Genomic DNA, 15,861 nt, shown 5'->3' with positions numbered 1-15,861 from the left:
TTGACGCTCGCGATCGGTTACGAGGACAGGCGCAGGACGAAGCAAGGGCATCGAAAAAACCAGAGTAGATCACGAAGTTTGCATCTTACAACGCGCTCTTCAGAAACGGTATTAGGATTTTCATCCTGCGGTACTAGCCTGCGGCGTTTGGGAACGCAAGCGATCGGCGATCTCGACAAGTTTCTGATACTTATGCGGAAGCTCCGGCTCTGAAAAATACCAATCGGCGATTGCCGAGTCATAGGCATAGACCCAATCCTCGCCCCAGTTGGAGATAGAAGCTACACCGTGAGTTGACGAGACGTTATCCTGGATTTCCGATCGTATGACCACTGGGGCATTCTCGGTCCCAATCAAATTGGCGTTGTAAGATCCCTGAAAAAGTCCGGCCCCGGCATCGGTCGCAATATTGCCGGCGATCTTGGTGTTGACGATGATGGGTGAAGATGTCCCATCATTACCGATGGCAGCGGCACTGCTGGCCGTGTTGGCAGCAAATGACGAGTTGAGGATAACTGGGGATGCGGAAAAGTCGTTGTAGATGGCCCCGCCTTTGATATCACAGCGATTATTGATGAATCTGGAGTTGATGATGATGGGGTTGGTGCCGAGATCATTGGACATCGCGCCGCCGCGGGCCAGGGCGTAGTTGTTGTAAAAGTCGACATTGATGAATACTGGAATTCGCCCTCCGTTAAAGGAATTGCCGCTCACGTTGGTCATGTTGAAAACCCCGCCGCCCTTCATTGCTGCATTGTTGCGAATGACGGTGTTGCGTACCGTTATGTCGGTCTGAAAAACCAATAAGCCAGCACCGACGCCATCGCGCTGCTGAAGAATTTCTCGCGGGGTAAGGTGTGAGTTGCCGCGCGCTCCATCGCCCACGCCATAACCGTCCTGGATCACAAAGCCATCGATGACCGCGCCGTTGGCGGCGATGACTACATGTTTGCTATTGGCTCGGGGATTGTCGCCATGGGTGATGTTACCGCTCAAAATAGTTGGATTCGTTTGCCAATCGCGTTCGACGAGGTCGGCTTCGGTTCCGGCAAAACCGCCATAAAGGGAAATAGCGTCCGTCAGTTGAAACGACCTTTCGCGATCGTCGTCCCGGGTAGGATAGTAGGTGCCGCCAGCCACCCAAATCTGTTGGCCGGCCTTGGCCACGGCCAGCGCCGTTGGCAAATCGGTCAGTGCATCGCTCCAGGTGCTGCCATCGTTCTTGCCGGAGGCGGCGGCATTCACGTATAAAGGGGAACCCTGAGCCGCCGCATCGGAAATGGCGAAAATCGCCAGGTGCAGGGCGCATATTACCGTCATCGCAAATGATCGCATCAGTCAACCCTCTTTATCTTTATGGATACGCCGATCAATAGGTGTTTTATTCTGTCGTTCGCGCAGAAACCGGCAAAATTATCGGCATGTTCTTGGCGAAGAATGGTTTGGTATTGGTATTTATTGGCTGACGTTTCCTGCTTTTTATCGGGGGCCTTGGTCATCATTCCGCCTATCGTATTCCTGGCACCGGTCCTTGGGGGCCTAGGCGGCACACCGGTCGGATGGTCGGAGCGGGAACGGTGACTGAGGTCGGTTCGCGGCAATAAATCGTACATCAAAAATGATTTTATATTAGTGGAAGCTAATACACGAAACGCCAACAGACGCGACCCCGGCGAACCTCTGCCATCACCGGCAATTGCGATTCAAATACAGCGACTTAAGGTCAATGCGGGCGCGCTTCGGAATATCGTCAGAGGTGCCTAAGTCATTGATTATAATACCGAACGAGCCCGCATTCGAGGCCGATCTTACCCGCCCTCGCGACCCAATTTCAATCCCTGTTCCCGGCCACCGACCGCGGGCAAGAGCGCTGGCGCTGGTTCATGCTGACCCTGCAAGCGATCCTGGTGCCCATCACGGCGTCGCGGATCGCCAGTCTGCGGGTCACATGCCTATCCGGTTAGCTCAGGTAACCCCTACATGTAGTGTCTGGGCCTTGGCGCCGTCGGCCTCGACCTGCGAGCATCGGTTCGCGGGAGAGCTTGGGTGAACCCAGGCGTCGACTCCGCCTTTTGCCACGCTGTAGAGTATCTCATACTCCGGCCATTTTATCGGCATGGACGATCAGGCCAAGTGCGCGGTGGAAGGCTGGGCCGCGCCAATAGCGCCGGTTAAACCGAAACGTGAACTCGTTAAGATAGGCGGGAAGGTGGTGATGCAGTACAGCGCCTTTGTGCGTTCCCAGCAGCCACCGCTTCAAGTTGCTGACGATCAGGTGGACCATCGGCAGATACGCGCCGGTCTTCTTTCCTTTCACGGACTGTAATTCCAGGAGTGATCGCGGCCCCTGCTGCTCGGCGAGTGGTTCCCGGGCTTCAACGTCATCGGGCAGCGCGGCCGGATCATGGTGCGGGACTTTGGCTTAAGCCATGATCACCTCAGACATCGCAAGAGATCGGGTGCGGCTAACACTACCGGTAGTGTCTTCCTGAGTCAACCGGATAGGCATGATAAGAGATTAGGGTCCCATACCACATTCCGGCCTTGGTCATCGCCCCGGCTAGACCTGTGGCAACTCGTCGCGGCTTGGGGGCCGCTCCTACGTGGGTAGGAGCGGCCCCCGGGCCGCGACGAATGTTCGCGGGGTTGCCGTAATAATGATCAAGGCCGACTTGCAGGATAAAGGAAAACTGGCGCATGCTATCCGATGTGCTAAACATGTCAAATGAGTCCCCTATACTTGAGCCTGGGGACGCCATAGCTGTCGGCCTGCGGGTTGGTGACGGCATGCGCGGCCCCGGCGGTGGTTGCCATACAGGTCGGCGGCGAAGGCGACAGAGCCGAGTTCGGCGAGCATCCCGCACTGGTTGAGCGATTGCCGTCCGTGGCCTGGATTCCGGCGTCCCGGCCGGAATGACGATCAAGGCTGGGTGCCGCGCCGGAGATCGGGGTGGGAGTGGTCGATTGGATAGAGGGCCTCCGCTATTGCGATTTATCGGACAACAATCGGACCTCGCGCTGTGGGAAGGGGAAGCAGAGGCCGGCCGCGTAGACGGCCTGATAGACCGCCGTGGTGATTGTGCTGTGTACGTCGAATGACTTATCGTATTCGGTCCACACCTTCAGCTCAAAATTGATCGAGCTGTCGCCATAGCCCATGAAATAGCAGCGGGGCGGCGGATCGCACAAGATGTCAGGGTGGGTGCGCGCGATCCCTTCCAATAGCTCGATCACCTGGCTGGGGTCGCTGCCATAGCTTAGGCCGACCGGCAGATCGAGCCGCCGTTGCCGATCGCTCAGGGTCCAGTTGGTCACCTGAGTGGAGGTGAGTTGTGAATTGGGAATGATCACCTCGGCCCCCTGTACCGTGCGCACGACGCTGGCGCGGATGCCGATGCGGCGCACCCGTCCCTGCAATTCGCCCACCTGGACCGCATCGCCCACATGGATCGGTTGCTCGAACAGCAGGATGAGCCCGGAGACGAAGTTCTGTACGACGTTCTGGAGGCCTAATCCGATGCCCACCCCCAGTGCCCCGGCGAACACCGTCACCTGGGTGAGTGTGATGCCCAGGAATCCGACGGCGATGAAGAAGGCGAGGATTGCAATGCCGTATTGCAGCAGGCTCGAGGTGGCGTAGGAGGTCCCGGCGGGCAGGCGGCTGCGCGGATAGACCTCCTCGGCGAGGATAAAACGCAGTGTCGCCGAGAAGAGATAGCCGACCCACAGGGTGAGGGCGAACGCCAGTAGGTCGCCGGCGCTGGTGCTGAAGGTGCCCAGCGTCAGCCGGGCCGCGAGGAGGTCCCCGATGCCCCCGGTGAGCGGTTCCCACAGCCCCAGATAGTCCAGATAGCGATACCACCAGCTCAGGACCGCGCCCCAGATGAGCAACCGGCGGGCGCGCAGCCCCAGCCATTTGCGGTGGTTGCGGACCATGTTCAGCCATTGCAGCGGCCATATCCGCAGGGCGAAGGCGATGACGGCGTTCATCACCTCGACGACCGTATAGAACAGGAGTGCTAACGCGGCCCCGACCAGGGCCGCCGGCGCGGTCAGCCGGGCGAGTTGCAGGCTGCCCACCAGCGCGGCGACCAGTCCGACTGTCGACACGGCCAGGGCCGTCACTGCCAGGAGCCGCCAGACCCAGTGCAGGTCCGCCGGCGGCGCCTTGCGCTGGCGCGCCCTCAGGTTCCGGAGCAGCCACAGCGCCATGCCCCCCGCGACGAGCGACTCCGCGAACAGGATGGCTTGATCGACCACGGGCGGGACGCCGCCGAAGGTGTAGCGCACCCGATCCAGCGCGAACAGCAGCCCCAGGGTGTAGAGCCCCGGGCGGATCGCTGCGTCCACTAAGGGGCGGGCAAGCAGGATCATCGGCACCAGTGCGAGCGCCCCCAACAGATTCTTGACCTCGGGCGGTGCGGGTGACGGGAGGCTGGTCGCAAACACGAGTGCGACCATCAGTGCGGCGGCGATGGGGCGGTCGAAGACGACGGCGATGCGTGCGATGTCCTCGCCCGCGGCGTCCCGTCGCAGTCGTCCCCGGGCCGCGCGCAGCGCGATCAGGGTGGCGAAGAAGATCGCCAGATGCAGCGGCAGCCGTTTTGCCGGGTCGTGCAGATACCGGCTCCACTGTGTACGGAGTGTCGCGCCGATCCGGTGCGCGCGCTCCGGCAGTGTGGCCAGCCCCTGGCTCCAGAGCGCGGGGTCCCACAGGGGGCGGCCGGGGCGGGCGAAGACGTCGCTCACGCTGCCTTCCTGGGCCTCCAGCACGCGCGTCCTGACGTCTTCGCACTGGGCGACCGTGCGGGCGACCGCGGCCTGAAGGGCGAGCGTTTCGTCGCGCTCGGCGCGATACAGCGGTTGTGCCGTCGCGAGGCTCGCGAGGGTGTCGTCGGCTTGCTGGAGTAGGGCGGGCGGGCTTGCGGTGGCCTGTGCGGTTTGCCGAGTCAGGGTCCAGGTTCCGTGTAACTCGGCGAGACGGGTCGCCGCGCCTTGGAGCCTGGTGGCGCGCGCGGTGAGGGTCTCCAGCCAGGCCGTCAGGGCGAGTTGACGGGCGGACCAGCCTTGCTCCTGCGCCTGGAGCGTCTCCAGCGAGGGTTGCTCCCGCAGCAGGGCCAGGGTCTGCGCCAGGTCGCTCTCCAGCCGGGCGCTGACCTCGGGCAGGGTCGCACGGATGTGTTCGAGCTCGCCGCCGGGGATCAGGTCCGCCGCGTAGCCGCGCAGGAGCTGGGCGACCGCGGTGGCGGAGGGTGCGATCTGCGCGAGCGGGATCGGTGCCGTGGACGCGGCCACGGCTGGCCCCGGCGCCTGCGTGTTAGCACCCAGCGGCCGGGCGAGCAGGCAAAGCAACAGCAGGAGCCAGGCCGCTGGCCCCAAGAGCGCAGAACTGAAACTCAGCCGTCGTCGGGTTCTCATTGGCTCTCTATGACGCGCCAAAGCCGGTGCGGCCGGCCTTGGGCCTACCCGGGCACCGCGTTAACCGCGAGGGCGTTGGTCCGCGCAGCGGAGCCTACGGGCGCGACGCAAGCCGTAGGGTCCGTTGCGCGGACCGATCGCCTAATAGCGTGCGCGCCGCCACATCCGCCGGTCTGCGCCGGCGAAGGACATGGGCGTGAGCGGCCGGCCGATGATGTCGATGAAGAGCGAGGCGGCGCCCCCGCGCGTCGGCGGCTCGCCCTCCAAGACCTTGACCGCGTAGCTCAGGTCGTGCCCGGTGAGCCGGGGGTCCCGCAACTCCAACACCGTGTTCGCCATCTCGCCGCCCTCCAGCACCGAGAGGTTGGCGTTGGGCGGGTCCGACTTGAAGCTGTCCGCGCCCTCACCCCAGAAGGGGACGAAGTCGGCGGTCTTCATATGCCCGGCGAGCCGCTCCGGGCGGTCGGAAAAAAGCACCGTGATCGGACTGACACCCTTGAGTGTGAGGCGTCCGTCCGCGTACTCGATGCCCTCGGCATTCTGCACGAACAGGAACTGCGCCTTCTCCTGGCTCTTGGGCTGTGCCGCCTCGTCTTCGGCGGCCTGGGCGCCACGCAGGGTGAGTGCGAGCGGCGCGAGCAGGGCGGCACTGGCAATAAGATGGCGTCTGGTAGTCATCGTCGATCTCCTCGGGTGGTGGCAGGATGCAGTCGGTTGGAGCCGGCGCTGGTGTTACCAGGCGAAACTGACGCCCAACGCCGGTCCGGATAGGGTCAAATTCGCACTATTCTGGTTGAACTGGTAGCCCAGCGCGCGCCAGGCCAGGGTCACCGCGCCCCAATCGTAGCGATAGCCCAAGCCCAGGAGGCCCTGCCAGGTCCAGTTGGAGTTGCCGGCGCCGATGTCTGCGTAATAGGGGACGAACCAGCGGCTGTCCCCCAAGCGGACCTCGCCTTTGGCGCCGACGATGCCGTCCCAGATCCCTCTGTCTGTGGATGATTTGCGGTCGAGCAGGTAGCGCCCGCGGGCGTCCAGCACGGTGAGGGTGAGGTCGGTGGTGAGGTTCATATACCGCGCACCCGCCAGCAGGTCCATGTTCCAGCGGTCATTGTTGACCAGCGCGTAGCCGCCGCCGAAGGTGAGGATGGTGCTCGACAGATCGGTGCTGGCCGTGCCGGCGATCTGCGCGGTCAGGTTCCCGAGCGGCCCGGTGATGCGGCGCACCTTGGTCGTCTGGCTGCTCATGCTCGTGTACACGATGTCCGTAAAGACCAGCCAGCGGTCCTTACGGGCTTCACCCATCAGCATGAAGGCCATCTGCAGGTTGCTGAGATAATTGCTCGGCCTCATGGTGCTGCTGACATTGACCGGCCGCGCCGTCCCCCCGTTGAGCCCCGGCAAACCGGTGACCACGGTGTCGAGACTGCTGGAAATGGCGGGGAACCAGCCATAGGGCGTCAGTTTGAAGTGCCAGCGGCCGTCGTCCGTCGCGCTCGGGGCCGCGGCTGCCGTCCCGGCCAGCAGTCCCAGTGCGGCGAGCGACAGGGCGCGCCGGGCGTGTCTCAGGTGCCTGCCGATCATCTGTGTCTCTCCTCGCTCGGGCCGGATCGCGCGCCCAGTGGTTGAGTGTTTCGTACAGTGTTCGTGCCGCGCGGAGGCCCTGCCGCTGGCCGGCAGAGATTCTGCGCATTTATTGGTTTGTCAAGTATCCTGAATCGGCCCGGTCTGAGGCAGACAGTTTGCGACATTCTTAACCCAGGCGGCTGGCGGGTTGCCGGATCATGGCCCGGCTCTGCCCGCGGGGTCAGGGCTGCCGGTGCTTAACGCGCCAGTCGCTGGGGCAGGTCCCGGACCAGCGGCGAAAGGCGCGGGTGAAGGCCGTGACATCGCTATAGCCGAGGGTGAGCGCCACCTCCAGCAGAGGTAGTCGGGTATCGCGGAGTAACTGCCGGGCGATTTCGTAGCGGGTCTCTTCGATCAGTGACTTGAAGCTCGTTCCCTGGTCGCGCAGCCGTCGGTTGAGGGTGCGCCGGTGCAGGGCGAACAGCTTGGCCACTGACTCTAAGGAGGTCCCCTCCAGACCGGCTCCGCCGACCACCAGCCCGCGCAGGACCCGCCGCACGCGTCCCGCCAGGCCAGTGTCGACGGCCGCGTCCAAGGCCTCGGCCTCACGCAGGGCCTGCCGGTGGACGGCGGCATCGGCGCCCTCCAGGGGCCGCCGCAGCCAGGCCGCATCAAAAACCACGGCCGAGTGTTCGGTGCCGAAACGCAACCGTGTGCGAAAATGGCCCCGGTAGGGACGCAGATCCGTCGGCGGGGGGCGGTGCAGACGGACCTCACTCGCCTCCCAGGTGCGGCCAGCGAGTTCTTTGAGAATGTTGTAGGTGATCGCGACGGCCGCGTCGTAGATCTGCATCGTCGCCGGGACGTCCGGCAGGTGGATGACATACCCGAGCATGGCGGTGTCGCCGTCCTCCCAGAGGGTCGGCACCGCGCCCTGGTCGTGCAGGTGCAGGTAGCGGATCATGGTCCGCAGTCCGCGGCCCAGATCGGGGGCGCTGCGCGCCAGCGGGGCGAGCCCACCCAAGACGCTCAGGCCCGATTGGCGGCCCATCAGGAGCCCCAGATGGGGGCAGGCGGTCTGCTCGGCACAGGTGGCGAGCAGACGACCGAGGTCTTGAAATGAAATGGTGTTTTCCGCGTCGTCGAAGAGCGCCAGGTCGATCCCTGCCGCACCGATGATGGGCGCGGCGGCGAGCCCCAGCTCGGCCAGGAGGGTCGGCAGCACGAGCAGGGGGGCCATCCTCAAGTTGCCCTCGCCGACCAGTGTCTGGCCGGCCGGCAGGGGCTCGGGGAGGGGGCCGCCTGGGGTGTCGGTGTCCTGCTGTGTCACATAAGTTCTCAAAAAGTCCGGGCACGGACGCAGATGCCAGCGCTTGGCTTGCGGATCGGATCGGGCAACGGCGCAATGGCCTCGAGCTGTTCGACGCGGGCGCCGAGGCGCCCGTTGAAGGTGTTTTTGTACTGCGATCAGGGTTGCAGCTCGATTTCGCCCGGTCGCCACGTCTTGTTGAACCAGGGCTCCAGCGGACCGTAGAGGCGAAGGATCATGAACCAGCCCTTGCCAGGAATCGTCTGCACCCAGTTGTGCTCCATGCCCACTGGTGCCTTGGGTCCGAAGAAGACATCCACCGAACCGTCTGCATTGACCTTGACCCCCGTGTTCTGGCTGCTGACACTCGGGGCCTTCTGGTCGGCCTGCACCATCGAGCGGGTCTGGTTGTCGTAGACGATCACCGACCAGAAATCCTTGACCGGGATGTTCGGCGGCAGGCGCAGCTTGTAGGTCTTGCCGCCATCAAAGGGATTGCCGCGCGCATCCTGCACCGACCAGGGATATTGCGATCCCCGGCCCACCATCATCTGCTCCATCGCCGGTGTGACGCCGGTGGCAAAGTAATAGTAGAAGGCGGCACCGTCCAAGTTGCTGACACCGGGCGCCACCTCGAACTTGTAGCCACCGAAGAACGGCAGGCGCCACGCACTCTCCGGATAAAAATACGCCTCCTTCGAACGTATCTTGAAGGCGATGGTCCGCGCAGTCACGGCGCCGATGCTCGCGGCGTCGGTCAGGATCGTCTTCATCCGCTCATCGGGATTGAACGGCTGCCCCTTGACGATGCCAATCGAGGCGAACAGGCCCAAGGTCGTGGGATCGGACCCCGCCGCCGGCTCCTCCTGGATGACCTGGTTCAACAGGCCCCAGAACGAGTAGTCGCCCGGTGCGACGAAGTGCGATGGAATCCCCGAGGCATTGACGAACTTCATTGGCGGCGGGTTCGCGGCCTCGGCCAAGGGATAGATCCTCAGGTGCTGCTTAACCGAGTCAACACCGGGTCGGGTTGAACCGTCCACGACGAAGGCGCGAAATATGAGCCAGCTACCAAAGGTACTCGGCCGCACGACGTGATACCCCGGCGGGATGTCGCCCTTGAATCCAGGTGGCAACAGCAGGTACTTGCCGCCCTCGCCCTTGTCGGCCCCGGTGATGCCAACGTCGGTTACCCACTTGTACCAGAAGTCGTTGACCAGCCCCAGCACCTTGGGCGGAATCTCGGCCACCAATGGTCCCTTGCTGGTGTCCACCCAGATGAAGTTGTAGATCGTATTGTCGTTGGCCGTCAGTTCGACGGTCCTTGGGTCGACCAGGTCTTCCCAGATTACGTCGGTCTGGTTATCAGGCCCGAACGTGCGCAGTGAATCGCGCATGCCCGCCTGATTGACGATCGGGATCGCCAGCAGATAGGCTTGGAGTGCCCGCGAGCGGTCCAGGTTGTCGTAGATCTTGTCAACGGTATCGGCCGACGGGTAGCCATAGTCCAGGTTCAAGGTCCCGATCGAGGACTCGATCTTATCGGGCACGGCGATACCCGGTGCGAAGGGCGTCGTCATCTTGAAAGCCTGGGCCGAAGGCGTCGTGCCGATCGCCACAGCGACCAGCGCGCCGAGCAGTGCTTGCTTCATCTTCGTCAGACCCTCTCACTCGTACGTTTTATACACCGGATGCTTGCGCCGCCGCACAGACTGTGGGCGATCCAAGTGGGCAATCTGAAATGGACTTATCGCGGCGATTTTCAAGCCTATGAGTTGATCGACGGCGTCGCCTAATCAATAGGTTTCAGTGATGAACTTGAATGGATAATCGGGTTCCCGGTAGTCGTCCGGTTTCTGGCGCTTCGGCAGATCCACCTTGTCCCTCGGCAGGTCTTGATAGGGGATCTGGCCGAGTAGATGGGTGATGATATTGAGCCGCGCACGCTTCTTGTCATCCGAGTGCGCGACATACCAGGGGGCGAATTCGGTATCGGTAGCGGCGAACATCGCATCGCGCGCCCGTGAGTAGTCGTACCAGCGGCCATAGGACTTGAGATCCATTGCCGTGAGCTTCCAGGTCTTGCGCCCGTCGTCGATGCGCGCGGAAAGTCTGCGGGTCTGCTCTTCGGGGGTTACCTCCAGCCAATATTTGAGCAGTATGATTCCTGACTCCACCATCGTCTTCTCCACGAGCGGCGTGCCGGCCAGGAATTTCTCCACCTGCTGTTCGGTACAGAAGCCCATGACGCGTTCCACCCCGGCACGGTTGTACCAACTGCGATCGAAGATCACGACCTCGCCGGCGGCCGGTAAGTGCGGCAGATAGCGCTGCACATACATCTGGCTCTTCTCACGCTCCGTCGGCGCGGGCAGCGCGACGACCCGAAAGACCCGCGGGCTGACGCGCTCGGTGATGGCCTTGATGGTCCCACCCTTGCCCGCCCCGTCGCGTCCTTCAAAGACGATACAGACCTTGAGTCCCTGGTGGACGACCCACTGCTGGAGCTTGACCAGTTCGACATGCAAGCCCACCAGCGTCTTGTCATAGACCTTGCGCGTCAGCTTGCGCCTCTCGTCGGTTTCGGGTTCGCCGCTCTGGGCCTGTTCTGACTCAACCTTCTCGGCCTTGACCTTGTGCTTGCCTGACTTGGACTTCATTCATCATCTCCGAATTCAAAGAGGGTGTCTGGTCTGCCCCGGTGCGGTCCCGCGGGGACTGGGTCAATGCCCGCCGAAGACCAGGACCTGTATCGGCAGGAGCAGCGCCTGAATACGCAGGATCATCGCATGCACGAGGCCGACGGTAGCGATGGCGTGGAGCCCGAACCGCTGCAGGACGCCGAGATTCGGCGACTGTAGCGCCGCGTAGCTGTTGGTATAGGCGTTGGCGATGCACGAGCCGCCCTGGGGCAGGTCGTCGAGCTGGCCCGCATAGAGCGGCTCCATGATGACCGTGATGGTGCCGGGAGCCGCCATCTTCTCGACGCTGACCAGCTGGTCGGTCGCCCGGACCTGGCCGGAGGCGATGACCGTCTGGACCTCGGTCACGACCATCGGGACGATCCGCCAGGGCATCGCGATGCAGGTCACCTCCCCGATCATGCCGACCTTCATCACCTGGGCCTCGATTTGCCCGAAACCGGCGATGAGGGCCGTGGCCCGGCGCGCCGGCACCAGGATCCCGGCGGGTCGCAGCATTGGGTTGACCACATCGCCCGGGCGCAGGGCGAACTGTTGCAGGGTGCCGTCGGTCGCGGCCACCACCAAGGTCTTTTTGATGTCGACCTCGCCCTCGGCGAGCGCCGCTTCGGCACTCGCCTTCTCGGCCGGGAGCTTGGACTCGAGCTCCGACAGGGCGCCGGCGCGGCTCGCCAGGGCGGCCTCGACGGCGCCTTGCTGGTTGGTAACCTGCACGCGCATCCGTTCAATATCGCGTACCGCGACTGAGCCCGGGCTGCGGCGCTGCAGGTCCTCCCGGGCCTTGAGTTCGTCGCTGGCCTGCTTGAGCGCCGCGCGCGCCTGACCGATGCGACCGTCCGCCTCCGCCAGCTTGGACTTGGCCCCGGCCATGGCGGACTCGACCTCCGCAATCTTGCGGCGGGCCGTTTCGACCGCCGCCTCCTGTTTGGTGCTGTCCAGGCGGAACAGTGGCTGACCGGCCGTCACCCGTTGATTGAGCTCGACGAAGGTCTCCGCCACCCGGCCGGCCGCCTCCGGCATGATGGTCACGGTGCGAAAGACCGAGTTCGCGGCCTTGGTCGCGGGGTGAAAATAGAAGATGGTCGTGATCAGGCTGAGCGTCAGGATCAGGCACAGGGTGATCCCCCAGCGCAGCTCGAACCAGATCGTGAACAGGGTGATCTCGCGTCCCAGCCGCTTGCCTTGCACGAAACGGCGAAACAGGAAGTCCGGCAGGATCGTCAGCATCGAACAAAGCAATAACTCGACCATGGTTCAAACCTCCGGCGGCGCAAGGGGCGGGGCCTGCGCCGGTACCGGCGGCGGCGTTTCCCGTACCGGCGGCGCCGGCACCGGGGGTTCAGCGCCGGCGGCGAGCCGCTCCAGCGAGCGGGCCATCGATGACAGCGGCGTCAGGATGTCCGGCAAGGGCACCAGCGCGAGCAGCAGCCCGGCGACCCAGAAGGCGTGGTTGTGGGTGAAGAGCGCCAACAGCGCCAGCACCGCGACGATCTCGAACTGCACCTTCTGGCCGCGATGCGCCATCTGCTCCGGCAGCGCATGGAGCTTGAAATAGAGGACGCCGATGCTGACCACGGCCAGCAACAGAAAAATGGCCATCGCCACGAACAGCACATCGGTCTCACCCGGCGCCGTGACGAAGACGGGCAAGTGGTGTGTTGCCTCCGGGTGTAGCGATTCGACCATCCGCGTATCTCCTAATCGATGTGGTTTAAGGTTAGGCGCCCCGTGGCGGGTGGGATTCTATCAGCGCCGCCCCGCGGAATGGGGGGTAGGCCTTCGCCGTTCGGCCGGGCGAGCGCGTTACGCGCCAGTTCCGCAAATCCTCAAGGGCGATCGGTCCGCACAGCGGACCCTATGGCTTGCGTCGTGCCCGTCGGGCCCGGTGTGCGGAGTTCACGCAGGCGCCGCCCGCGGCGAGGACGGCGGTGGCCCGGGCTAAGCCCCATGTCAACCGGGTGGTCCCGGCGCTGATGTCGATCATGAGGTTGTCTGTTTGATGGGTAGCGTCAGCCTGCGATTATCGGTGGCTGGCGTCTGTAATGGAACTGCCAACCGAGTCAATCCGGTGCCAGCGGGCGCTCGCGATCTCGTCCGCCCGTACGTTAGCGCACCGACGCGCGGAACCCGCGGCGGTGACTATTGCTTCCGGCATCCATCACGCGGTGCCGCACCCCTCCGGTCAGCGCGGTTGTCGTTGCCCTGATGCCCCACGGCACAGCGGCTGTCGTTGCACACCCCCATCTGATATCGAATCGGGCATTGTCCATGCGCAAAAACAGACGAGGTGCCCCAGTCGCGGGCAGGGTTGGTGTAGCGACTGCCATCAGCGAAGACCAGCGGCAGAAGACGCTGCTCAAGACCGGCGCCCTGCAGAACGCGATCCTGAACAGCGCCAACTTCTCCAGCATCGCCACCGACGAGCGCGGTGTCATCCAGATCTTCAATGTGGGTGCCGAGCGTATGCTGGGCTATGCGGCCCATGAGGTGGTGAACCGCATCACGCCGGCGGACATTTCCGACCCCCAGGAGCTGGTGGCGCGGGCCGCGGCGCTCAGCATCGAGCGGGACACCGCCATCGCGCCTGGCTTCGAGGCGCTGGTGTTCAAGGCGCGGCGCGGTATCGAGGACGTCTATGAGTTGACCTACATCTGCAAGGACGGCAGCCGGCTGCCGGCCGTGGTGTCGGTGACGGCGCTGCAGGACGCGGCCAATGCCATCATCGGCTATTTGTTGATCGGCACCGACAACACGGCACGCCAGCAGGTGGAGGCCGAGCGCACGCGCCTGGATGCGGTGTTGAAAGACAGTTTGTTGGAGCTGAAGAAGGCCAAGGTGGCGGCGGAGCAGGCGAATCTGGCGAAGTCGGACTTCCTCTCCAGCATGAGCCACGAATTGCGTTCGCCGCTGAATGCCGTTCTCGGTTTCGCCCAGCTGATGGAAACCGGTGTACCGCCGCCCACACCGCGCCAGAAGGACTGTATCGACCAGATCCTGCAGGCCGGTTGGTATCTGCTGGCGCTGATCAACGAGATCCTGGACCTGGCGCTGATCGAATCCGGCCGGCTGTCGCTCTCCCCCGAGCCCATGTCGCTCGCCGAGGTGCTGGCCGACTGCCAGGCCATGATCGAGCCGCAGGCCCAACAGAGCGGCATCCGGGTGTATTTCCCGGCGCTGGACGGGCCCTGGTTGGTGCGCGCCGACCGCACGCGCGTCAAGCAGGTGCTGGTCAACCTGCTGTCCAACGCCATCAAGTACAACCGGGTGGGTGGGCGTGTGGACCTGCGCTGTAGCGCGGCGGCGGATGAGCGCACGCGGATCAGTCTCCAGGACACGGGCGAGGGGCTGGCGCCCGACAAGCTGGCACAACTGTTCCAGCCCTTCAACCGTCTGGGTCAGGAGGCCGGTGCCCAGGAGGGGACCGGTATCGGTCTGGTGGTCTGCAAGCGTCTGGTGGAGTTGATGGGCGGCACCATCGGGGTCGAGAGCACGGTCGGTGTGGGCAGCACCTTCTGGATCGAGCTGAACGCGACGGCTGCGTTGTGTCTGGCCGCCGAACCGGTGGAAACCCCGCCGGTGGCCCTGGTCGCGGTGGTCGCCGACGGCGTATTGCACACCCTGCTCTGTGTGGAGGATAACCCCGCCAATCTGATGCTGGTGGAATGCCTGCTGGAGCGCCGGCCCGACATCCGGCTCTTGAGTGCGCGCGACGGCCAGCGTGGGGTGGAGATGGCTCGCGCCTTCATGCCTGACGTGATTCTGATGGATATCAACCTGCCGGGTATCAGCGGTATCACGGCACTGCACATCCTGGCGGAGGAGCCGGCCACGGCGCGCATCCCGGTGATCGCACTGAGCGCCAATGCCATGCCGCGCGACATCGAAAAGGGTCTGCAGTCCGGTTTCTTCCGCTACCTGACCAAGCCGATCAAGGTGGGCGAGTTCATGGACACCTTGGACTTGGCCTTTAAACACGCGCTGGCCACTGGTCAGCCCGCAGGCATGGGAAATAACGCATGAAATTGTTGGAACAGGACATACTCACCGCCCGCATCCTGATCGTCGACGATCAACATGCCAATGTGCAACTGCTGCTGACCCTGCTCGGCGACGCGGGTTATACCAGCGTAACCGCGACCATGGACCCGTTGAGCGTCTGCGCGCTGCATCAAAGCAACGACTACGACCTGATCCTGCTCGACCTGCTGATGCCGGTCATGGACGGCTTCCAGGTGATGGCGCAGTTACAGGCGCAGGACACCGACCGTTATCTGCCGGTGATCGTGCTCACCGCCCAGCCGGGACACAAGCTGCGCGCCCTGCAGGCCGGCGCCAAGGATTTCATCAGCAAGCCATTCGACCTGCTGGAGATCAAGACGCGCATCCACAACATGCTGGAGGTGAGGCTGCTGTACCGCGCACTTGAGGCGCACAACCTGGTGCTGGAGCAGACGGTGCAGCGCCGCACCTTGGAGCTGCGCGAGAGCGAGGCCCGTTACCGCCGCCTGACCGAGCTGGCGTCAGACTGGTACTGGGAACAGGATGAGACCGGCCATTTCACGCGGATTTCAGGCCCGGTGATGGAGATGCTGGGTATCGGTGACGAGGGGGCGGCAGGCGCCGTCGACGATGCCCCCGCGAGGGGCTGGAACGAGGCCGAGCGCACCACGTTGCGCACCACCATCGCCGAGCGTCAGCCATTCCTTGACTTCCCGTTCAGTCGCGTCAATACCGACGGTTCGCAGCAGCACTACCGGGTCAGCGGCGAGCCGGTGTTCACCACGGCGGGACGTTTTGTCGGCTATCGCGGCATCGGCGTGGAAACCACGCCGCGGATACCGCCGCCTGTGTTGCCCCGTGGTTGAAGCG

Annotated in this window: 12 protein-coding genes and 1 pseudogene; 2 read left to right on the top strand and 11 right to left on the bottom strand. The window is 63.9% G+C overall.

What is annotated here, in order from left to right:
* Nucleotides 1–120 precede the first annotated feature (120 nt).
* The 11 genes and pseudogenes from QZX93_RS07535 to QZX93_RS07485 form a co-directional block, all read right to left on the bottom strand.
* Entirely contained in the window at nt 121–1,335 is a 1,215-nt protein-coding gene (locus tag QZX93_RS07535) for a hypothetical protein (RefSeq protein ID WP_295385326.1), read from the bottom strand.
* Nucleotides 1,335–1,502 (bottom strand): hypothetical protein, encoded by a 168-nt coding sequence (locus tag QZX93_RS07530; protein WP_295385323.1) that lies wholly within the window; start codon nt 1,500–1,502, stop codon nt 1,335–1,337. Before QZX93_RS07530 ends, QZX93_RS07535 begins: the two co-directional genes overlap by 1 nt.
* Nucleotides 1,503–2,158: 656 nt before the next feature.
* A pseudogene (locus tag QZX93_RS07525) lies at nt 2,159–2,317 on the bottom strand (transposase); the annotation flags it as partial.
* A gap of 665 nt (nt 2,318–2,982) precedes the next feature.
* Complete coding sequence (locus QZX93_RS07520; RefSeq protein WP_295385318.1) at nt 2,983–5,418, bottom strand: mechanosensitive ion channel domain-containing protein; 2,436 nt, start codon at nt 5,416–5,418, stop codon at nt 2,983–2,985.
* Nucleotides 5,419–5,559: 141 nt separating this feature from the next.
* Nucleotides 5,560–6,096, bottom strand: coding sequence for a hypothetical protein (locus tag QZX93_RS07515; protein WP_295385315.1), 537 nt, complete (start codon nt 6,094–6,096; stop codon nt 5,560–5,562).
* Nucleotides 6,097–6,150: 54 nt separating this feature from the next.
* The gene (locus QZX93_RS07510; RefSeq protein WP_295385311.1) at nt 6,151–6,999 is read right to left on the bottom strand and encodes a hypothetical protein; all 849 of its coding nucleotides are present in this window, start codon (nt 6,997–6,999) and stop codon (nt 6,151–6,153) included.
* 223 nt (nt 7,000–7,222) lie between these two features.
* Entirely contained in the window at nt 7,223–8,311 is a 1,089-nt protein-coding gene (locus tag QZX93_RS07505; protein ID WP_295385308.1) for an AraC family transcriptional regulator, read from the bottom strand.
* 137 nt (nt 8,312–8,448) lie between these two features.
* A complete protein-coding gene (locus QZX93_RS07500) occupies nt 8,449–9,942 on the bottom strand; it encodes a DUF1254 domain-containing protein (protein WP_295385304.1) in 1,494 nt (497 codons plus the stop codon).
* 144 nt (nt 9,943–10,086) lie between these two features.
* A complete protein-coding gene (gene ppk2 / locus QZX93_RS07495) occupies nt 10,087–10,950 on the bottom strand; it encodes a polyphosphate kinase 2 (protein ID WP_295385302.1) in 864 nt (287 codons plus the stop codon).
* Nucleotides 10,951–11,013: 63 nt separating this feature from the next.
* Nucleotides 11,014–12,243, bottom strand: coding sequence for a biotin/lipoyl-binding protein (locus QZX93_RS07490; protein ID WP_295385300.1), 1,230 nt, complete (start codon nt 12,241–12,243; stop codon nt 11,014–11,016).
* Between the two features lie 3 nt (nt 12,244–12,246).
* Nucleotides 12,247–12,678 (bottom strand): hypothetical protein, encoded by a 432-nt coding sequence (locus tag QZX93_RS07485; protein ID WP_295385298.1) that lies wholly within the window; start codon nt 12,676–12,678, stop codon nt 12,247–12,249.
* A 582-nt stretch (nt 12,679–13,260) separates the two neighbouring features.
* Between QZX93_RS07485 and QZX93_RS07480 the strand changes: the two genes are divergently transcribed.
* Both QZX93_RS07480 and QZX93_RS07475 read left to right on the top strand, forming a co-directional pair.
* Nucleotides 13,261–15,012: an ATP-binding protein gene (locus QZX93_RS07480; protein WP_295385296.1), complete on the top strand. Its 1,752-nt coding sequence runs from the start codon at nt 13,261–13,263 to the stop codon at nt 15,010–15,012.
* Complete coding sequence (locus QZX93_RS07475; protein WP_295385295.1) at nt 15,009–15,857, top strand: response regulator; 849 nt, start codon at nt 15,009–15,011, stop codon at nt 15,855–15,857. The genes QZX93_RS07480 and QZX93_RS07475 overlap by 4 nt, the downstream gene beginning before the upstream one ends.
* Nucleotides 15,858–15,861: the final 4 nt, after the last annotated feature.

It is taken from the genome of uncultured Thiodictyon sp. (assembly GCF_903946935.1).
Lineage (GTDB): Bacteria > Pseudomonadota > Gammaproteobacteria > Chromatiales > Chromatiaceae > Thiodictyon.
Note: the sequence above shows the minus strand (reverse complement) of the source record. Positions and strands in the feature narration are given on the sequence as shown.